Here is a 6,025-nt window from a genome sequence, read left to right as displayed (position 1 = left end):
GCGACGGGGAGGGCTTCAGCTGCTTCGGGGTGGCGGAGGGAGAGGACCGCCGGGGAGCCGGGGAGCCGCCGCTCGGAGTGGGGGAGGCGCCTCGTCGGTCCGGCGCCTTGGTCTCCGTCATGGCGGAGGTGACCGGGCCGGCCGAGCCGGCCCGGTCACCGGCCGGCGTACGCCGCCCGTCCCGCAGGGCGGCGAGGCTCCCGAGTGCCGCGAGCACCACACAGACGGCGGCCAGTCCGACCGCGACGCGTCGGCGGCGGTACCAGGGGCGGCGGGGGAGCGGTGGGCCTTCCGCAGGGCCTTCCGCAGGGCCTTCCGCAGGGTCGTTCACCGGGGCGTTCGCCGGGTCGGATGCCGGGCCGTTCGCGGGGTCGCTCACCGGCTCGTTCACCGGCTCGGATGCCGGGGCGTTCGCCGGGTCGGGCACCGGCTCGTTCGCCGGGTCGGATGCCGGGCCGCTCGCCGTGGCGCATACCGGACCGCCCGTCAGGCCGACGGCGGTGTCCGGTGCTTGTGCCGGTTCTTCCGCCCCGGCGACGACCTCGCCCCCCTGCGCCGTAAGAGCCGTACCGGCCGTACCCGCCGTCCGGGGCCGCTGCCGCGCCGCCACCGCCAGGAGCCAGCGGCGGTGCAGTCCCAGACGTTCCTCCGGGGACGCCCCGCACAGGGCGGCGAAGCGCTCCACCGGCGCGAAGTCGAGCGGGACCGCCTCGCCCGCGCAGTAGCGGTGCAGGGTCGAGGTGTTCATGCCCAGACGCCGGGCCAGCGAGCCGTAGCTGCGGTCCGTGCGCTCCTTCAGCGTCCTCAGCAGCGCCGCGAACTCCGCGACGTCGTCGACGTCGTCCTGTGCCGACACCGTTCCCCCGTCCTCGTAGGTCCGAACCGGCCCGGAACGGCATCCCAGGCACCCCATATACCTGCACGTCAGACGGGCTGGGATGGTTCCACCGTGCCGGATCGGATGCGGGCTGTTGCGCCGGCCCGGTGTGACCGCTGATGCTTTTGGTGTCGCACCGAGCAGGGCCGGGCCGACCAGCCGGCCTCACGGCGGCATCCGGCAACCATGCCTTCGTTCAGTATTCATCCACGCATTCATCCACGCACTCATCCACGGGGGAACACCCATGCCCAAGCACTTCCGAGCGAGCGCGCTCACCGCACTCACCGTCGCCGCCCTCGCGGCGGGCACCGTCCTCACGGCACCGGCCGCCGGTGCCGCGCCGAAGGCCGCCGCTCCCAAGTTCCTGTCGGCGTCCCAGCTTCCGCCGCACCCGACCTCGGCCTGGACGGCCGGCCCGGTCACCGAAGGGTTCCCGGAGGGACTCGGCTTCTGCGTGAGCACGGAGGGCGTGCCCTCCTACGACTACCGGTACCGGGAGTTCCGGACCGACCTGGACACCGGCGCCGTGCAGCTGACCGTCGTGGCGGACACGCCCGCCCTGGCCAAAGCCCTGGCGAAGCACTACGACGACCTGATCCGCACCTGCGCCGACCGCATCGAGCAGAACGACCCCGACGTCGAGGCCGAGGGCCGCGACTACGGCACCCTGCCGGTCGAGGAGGGCGCCCGCGTCCGCGGCCTGCACACCGAGACGTCCTGGGGTGCCACGGACATCTCGCTGCTGTCCGTCGGGCGGGACGGCAGGACCGTCACCGTCGTGCAGTGGGGCCAGATGGGCGACTTCGGCGACGCCCCCGTGGCGGCCTTCAAGAAGACCACCACCGCCGCCGTCAACAAGCTGTACTGACCGCGCCCGACGGAAGACCCGGGCCGTCCTCCCGCCACGGGGGTGGGGAGGGCGGCCCGGTACCGGTCCCGGTGGATGTCAAGACCGTCGTACTTCGGCCAACTTCACCGCAGCGCCGCGCACGGGCGCCCGTCGCCCCAGGCCTTCCTCGTGTACGCAGGGATCGGCAGCCGGCCATCGGCCCATCGTCCGATCTCCGGCGGTCAGGATCCACCCGGGGACGCCGACCGGCTACCCTCTTGTCCCCCTCTCCCTCACCGTCGTACCGCTCGGCGGCCCACCGCCCGGGCCGCCCGTCCCGTTCCGGTGGCCGAACACCCGGTCGTTGACAATTCGACATGACTGCCGCGTTCCCGTTGGGGCATGGATCCCCGTGAACGTGTTCGAGCAGGAGGGGAACCGACATCGGCGCGCGGGCGGGGGTCATGGAGAGGCAGGCACGACGAGGCGGTCCCATAGCGATCGGGAGCTACTCGACGAAGACGGTGGAACACGGGGCCGACGACATCACGGAGCAGGATCCGGCACCGCAGTTGAGGCGCAGACTCGGGCGGGCGGACCTGCGGGCCGTCCCGGAAGCCCGCAGGGCCCTGCGGGAACTGCTCGGACAGTGGGGGAAGTACGGGCAGTCGGACGTGGCGGAACTGCTCACCAGCGAACTCGTCACCAACGCGATCGTCCACACCGACCACGACGCGGTCCTGACGGCGACCGTCGGGCCCCACGGACTGCGGGTGGAGGTACGGGACTTCGTGGCCCGCAGGCCCCGGCTGCGCGTACCCGTCGCCGACGACGGTACGAACGGCAGGGGCCTGCTCCTGGTGCAGTCCCTCGCCGACTCCTGGGGGGTCCGGCCGCACGGCGTGGGCAAGGCCGTCTGGTTCGAGCTGGAGGCGGAGGCGGCGTGAACGCCGAGGGGGCGCGGCCCGCAGGCCACGCCCCCTCGCTGTGTTGCTCCCGCCCGGCTAACCGAACTGCTGCTCAAGGTCCTTGAGCTTGCGCTCCAGGGAGTCCAGCCGCGGCAGCGCCATGGTGTCGTCCTCCGCGGTGAGGTCGACGGTCACGGGGTCAGCTCCTTTGCGCACCGGCTGAAGGGAGGGACGCGAGCGCACGGGCAGGGGCTCCGGCGCCGATATGGCAGGCTCCGCGGTGACCTGCGAGGAGCCGCGCTCCACCTGCACCTCCAGCTGGCGTCCGCCACCCCGGCCGAAGTGGCCGCGGTGACCGCGGCTGATCGCCTTCAGCTGCGCCCGCTCCACACGCTGCTGGTCGCGCCGCCGCTGCCGGGTCTCTTCCTTCTTGCGCCGGTCCTCGCGCACCTCGTCGACGGCCTCGTCCAGGCTGCGCACACCCTCGAGGAGCATCAGCGACCAGGCGCGGTAGGTCTCCCTCGGGGCCCGCAACCAGCGCACCATACGGATCTGCGGCAGCGGGCGCGGCACCAGGCCCTGCTCCCGCAGGGCGGCCCGGCGGGTCTGCTTCAGCGCGCGGTCGAACAGGACCGCCGCCGACAGGGACATGCCCGCGAAGAAGTGGGGGGCACCCGCGTGACCGATGCCCCGGGGCGCGTGCACCCAGTTGAACCAGGCCGCTGCGAAGGCGAACGTCCAGACCAGTATCCGGGAGCCGAGCGCCGCGTCACCGTGGCTGGCCTCGCGCACCGCGAGGACGGAGCAGAACATCGCCGCACCGTCCAGGCCGAACGGGACGAGGTACTGCCAGCCGCCGGAGAGCCCGAGGTTCTGCTCGCCGAAGCCGACCAGGCCGTGGAAGGAGAGCAGGGCGGCGACGGCCGCACAGCAGAAGAGGAGGAGGTAAGAGAGGGTGCCGTAGATGGCTTCCTTGCGTCTGCGGCGTTCCTCGCTGCGCTCCCAGGAGTCGTCCGCGCTCGTGTCCTTGACCGAGGAGCGCTTGCCGCGCGCGAGCACCGCCACCGCCGCCAGCATGCCCAGGAGAAGCACGGCGCCCGGAAGCAGCCAGTTCAGCGATATGTCGGTCAGTCTCATCTGGGTGGTCCCTTGCATTGGGATAGGGCGTAACGCCCGCCATAGTGGCCCAATCCCATCGGCCCTCAGGGGGTTTCGGGGCAAGAGGCCGCCAAGGAAGTGCAAGGGAATGCCCAGGGCGGCGTTCTGCTCGAACTGCCGCTTGAGGGGCGGGAGTTGAGTTCGAACAAGACTACCCGTACGAGTGGTTCCCCGGAAAGTTCCCGTGACGCGTGAGGATGATGTGAATCGCCTGTGGGCGTGCGGGTGTCCGGTTCCGTGATGATCTTACGGGACGGCGGGGGCTGATCCGGCCCCGCGGAAGCTCAACTGGCCGTTGCCAGAAGCTTGGTGACGCGGTCCGTGTCGCAGGTGCGCGGGCAGGTGGCGCAGGTGTCCTCGGGGCGGAGTGTGTAGAACATGCAGCAGCTCGCGCGGTCCCGGGTGAGCAGCGGCTCGCCGCCGGGGCCGGCCAGCTCGCGGAACGCCGCCGTGCCGACGTACGGCTTGGTCGCGCCCGGCAGGAGCAGCTCCAGCTCGCGCATCGCGCGCCGCTCCTCGATCTCGCCGAGCAGCTGGGCGATGTACCAGACTCCTTCGACGATCTCGTCGGTCGCCATGCCCCACAGGGCGCGTCCGCGACGCCGCATCCGGGGGCCGAAGCCGGTCAGGACCGGCTCCAGGTGCTCGGCGACCGCCGACCGCACCTCCGCCCGCAGCGCCTCCTCGTCGGGGACGACGCGGGCGCCGGGCAGCGCGGCCGCCTCGTCGCCGGGCAGGCAGGCGAAGCCGGCGGGGCGGACGGCTATCCGTCCGAGGGCGTGGCCCGGGGCGGTGCGGTCGTACGAGACGTGTGTCACGGGGTAGCGGGGGACGCGGCGGTGCAGGAACCACGGCACGGTGATCAGGAGACAGGCGGGCCAGGCGTAGCGGTGCAGGCCGAAGGTGGCGACGACGTCGGGGCGGGCCTGCCGGCCGTAGTCCCGTTCGATCTGGTCCACGTCCCACGCGAGGAAGCGGTCGAGGGCGGGGCCCGCGGCCGCGAGGTCGGCGGCCGTGGTCCAGCCGCCGCCTTGCGGGGTCTCGGCGTCGGCGTCCAGTTCGGTGACCGCCAGGCCCGGGAGGACCTCGGCCAGGCGGGCGTAGGCGCCGGAGACGGCCGAAACGGGCGCAGGCATGTGATCACCGATCCGTCGGGTGAAACGGGGCTCTTGAAGGTAAGCCTAACCTTACTCAAGATCTCCGGAAATTGAACGGGGATTTGAACTGGGGGCCGGGGCGCTTATGGTGCTTGACGGACGAGTAACAACCCGCCGTAATGACCCCAAGTACCGATACGTCCGGAGGAGGACCTGTGAGGCAGGGAGTGCAGGGCTCCGCGGAGACGGGGGCTGCGTGGGCGGCGGTGGGTCGGACCGGGGCGCGTGTGCCGTCCGGGTCGGGGGTACCGGCCGCGCAAGCGCGGGTGCCTCAGCAGGCAGGGGCGGTGCGGGGGGAGCACACACACAGTGAGCCGCCCGTTCCGGTTGTTCCGGTTGTTCCGGTCGTTCCGCGGGCTCGGCCGGTCGTGCAGCGGGCCTCCGTGCGGGGGCAGATTCTGGACGCGCTGCGGGCCGCGCTGGTGGCGGGGGATCTACGGCCCGGTGAGGTGTACTCGGCGCCCGTGCTGGGCGAGCGGTTCGGGGTCTCGGCGACGCCGGTCCGGGAGGCCATGCAGCAACTGGCCCTCGAGGGGGCCGTCGAGGTCGTGCCGAACCGTGGGTTCCGGGTGGTCGAGCGGGGCGTGCGGGAACTGGCGGAGCTGGCCGAGGTCCGGGCGCTGATCGAGGTCCCGGTGATGCTGCGGCTGGCCCGTACCGTGCCCGCCGAGCGCTGGGCCGAACTGCGGCCTCTCGCCGAGGCGACGGTCCGCGCGGCGTCCTCCGGCTGTCGCGCGACCTACGCGGAGTCCGACCGGGGGTTCCACCGGGCCGTGCTGTCCCTCTCGGGCAACGAGCAGCTGGTGCAGATCGCGGAGGACCTGCACCGCAGGGCGCAGTGGCCGCTGGTCGGGGGTGGGCCGGGGGTCCGGGGGCGGGCCGACCTGGTGGCGGACGCGCACGAGCACACGGCGTTGCTGGACGCGTTGGTGGCACGAGACCTGGATGTGGTGCGGGCGCTGGTGGGGGAGCACTTCGCGGGGGCGGCTGCTGCCGGCTGAGTGGTGCCTTCGCCTTCGCCTTCGCCTTCGCCTGGAGGGTGGGTCGGGGCCGCGCCGGGGGGTGTCCGTCCTCGGAACGGCGCGATGGACCT

General features: G+C 72.6%; 6 protein-coding genes. 3 read left to right on the top strand and 3 right to left on the bottom strand.

Annotated elements, in window-relative coordinates; genetic code table 11:
- Nucleotides 1-856: helix-turn-helix domain-containing protein (locus K4G64_RS41235; RefSeq protein ID WP_308122597.1), on the bottom strand; the 856-nt coding region annotated here is incomplete at its 3' end.
- Between the two features lie 268 nt (nt 857-1,124).
- Between K4G64_RS41235 and K4G64_RS37795 the strand changes: the two genes are divergently transcribed.
- Nucleotides 1,125-1,748 (top strand): hypothetical protein, encoded by a 624-nt coding sequence (locus K4G64_RS37795; RefSeq protein ID WP_221760390.1) that lies wholly within the window; start codon nt 1,125-1,127, stop codon nt 1,746-1,748.
- 425 nt (nt 1,749-2,173) lie between these two features.
- The gene (locus K4G64_RS37790) at nt 2,174-2,656 is read left to right on the top strand and encodes an ATP-binding protein (RefSeq protein ID WP_260461529.1); all 483 of its coding nucleotides are present in this window, start codon (nt 2,174-2,176) and stop codon (nt 2,654-2,656) included.
- 57 nt (nt 2,657-2,713) lie between these two features.
- On the opposite strand, the gene K4G64_RS37785 is transcribed toward K4G64_RS37790, so the two are convergent.
- Both K4G64_RS37785 and K4G64_RS37780 read right to left on the bottom strand, forming a co-directional pair.
- Nucleotides 2,714-3,754 (bottom strand): DUF2637 domain-containing protein, encoded by a 1,041-nt coding sequence (locus K4G64_RS37785; protein WP_221760388.1) that lies wholly within the window; start codon nt 3,752-3,754, stop codon nt 2,714-2,716.
- Nucleotides 3,755-4,059: 305 nt separating this feature from the next.
- Nucleotides 4,060-4,911 carry a (2Fe-2S)-binding protein gene (locus K4G64_RS37780; protein ID WP_221760387.1) on the bottom strand — a complete coding sequence of 284 codons (852 nt, stop codon included), beginning with the start codon at nt 4,909-4,911 and terminating at the stop codon, nt 4,060-4,062.
- 176 nt (nt 4,912-5,087) lie between these two features.
- Between K4G64_RS37780 and K4G64_RS37775 the strand changes: the two genes are divergently transcribed.
- Nucleotides 5,088-5,933 carry a GntR family transcriptional regulator gene (locus K4G64_RS37775; protein ID WP_221760386.1) on the top strand — a complete coding sequence of 282 codons (846 nt, stop codon included), beginning with the start codon at nt 5,088-5,090 and terminating at the stop codon, nt 5,931-5,933.
- Nucleotides 5,934-6,025 lie beyond the last annotated feature (92 nt).

It is taken from the genome of Streptomyces sp. WAC04114, from assembly GCF_019733245.1.
GTDB classification, from domain to species: Bacteria; Actinomycetota; Actinomycetes; order Streptomycetales; family Streptomycetaceae; genus Streptomyces; species Streptomyces massasporeus_A.
Note: the sequence above shows the minus strand (reverse complement) of the source record. Positions and strands in the feature narration are given on the sequence as shown.

What these genes read in the sequence shown, in the direction of transcription:
- K4G64_RS37780 (WP_221760387.1), bottom strand. Translation starts at nt 4,911, where the DNA reads ATGCCTGCGCCCGTTTCGGCCGTCTCCGGCGCCTACGCCCGCCTGGCC.
- K4G64_RS37790 (WP_260461529.1), top strand. Translation starts at nt 2,174, where the DNA reads ATGGAGAGGCAGGCACGACGAGGCGGTCCCATAGCGATCGGGAGCTAC.
- K4G64_RS37785 (WP_221760388.1), bottom strand. Translation starts at nt 3,754, where the DNA reads ATGAGACTGACCGACATATCGCTGAACTGGCTGCTTCCGGGCGCCGTG.
- K4G64_RS37795 (WP_221760390.1), top strand. Translation starts at nt 1,125, where the DNA reads ATGCCCAAGCACTTCCGAGCGAGCGCGCTCACCGCACTCACCGTCGCC.